Consider the following 555-nt stretch of genomic DNA (forward strand, 5'->3'; position numbering starts at 1 on the left):
CCGACAACAGCAACGGCGCCGCCGAGATAAGCGGCGCTGTTACCCTTCGAACCGGCTTCGGACTCAGCATGGTCAAGACCTGTCATGGTCGAAGCCTACTGCGCTCACTCATCGTCTCGTGAAACCTTTGGATCGAGAGGCGCCATATCGTCATTCTGGCGGCCATGAGCAGCTGCGGGTTCCATTTTTTTGCACTCGCCAGCACACATTCACGTCCCGTATGCACAACTGTTCATCCGGCCATTGCCCCTTGGCGTCGTGCAGTTTGCGGAACGCTTTGTGCGACAAGGTCTGGTGGAATTTCCAAGGTTCGCGCCTGAACCAGCGGACGTTATGAGGCGCTACGTGAGTGGTGCTGACCCGAAATTCATGAAGTCGGGACTCGTGTAGTCAAGGATGGTGACGCTACGTATCTCGGTCATATATTGACTGCCCGGAATCTGAATCTCTTGCGAACTGCCTGAAGCTTGGACAGGGGCGATCTCATAATTGGTGCCGCTGTCGGTCGCCCACGCACCATCGCCGTTCTTCACCAACTTGCCTTCATTGAGATAT

The 555-nt window shown here is 55.5% G+C and carries 1 protein-coding gene; it reads right to left on the minus strand.

Annotated elements, in window-relative coordinates; genetic code table 11:
- Positions 1-341 precede the first annotated feature (341 nt).
- A partial coding sequence (locus tag JF66_RS24860; protein WP_035880933.1) for a hypothetical protein occupies positions 342-555 on the minus strand: 214 nt, incomplete at its 5' end.

Source organism: Cryobacterium sp. MLB-32 (assembly GCF_000738085.1).
Lineage (GTDB): Bacteria > Actinomycetota > Actinomycetes > Actinomycetales > Microbacteriaceae > Cryobacterium.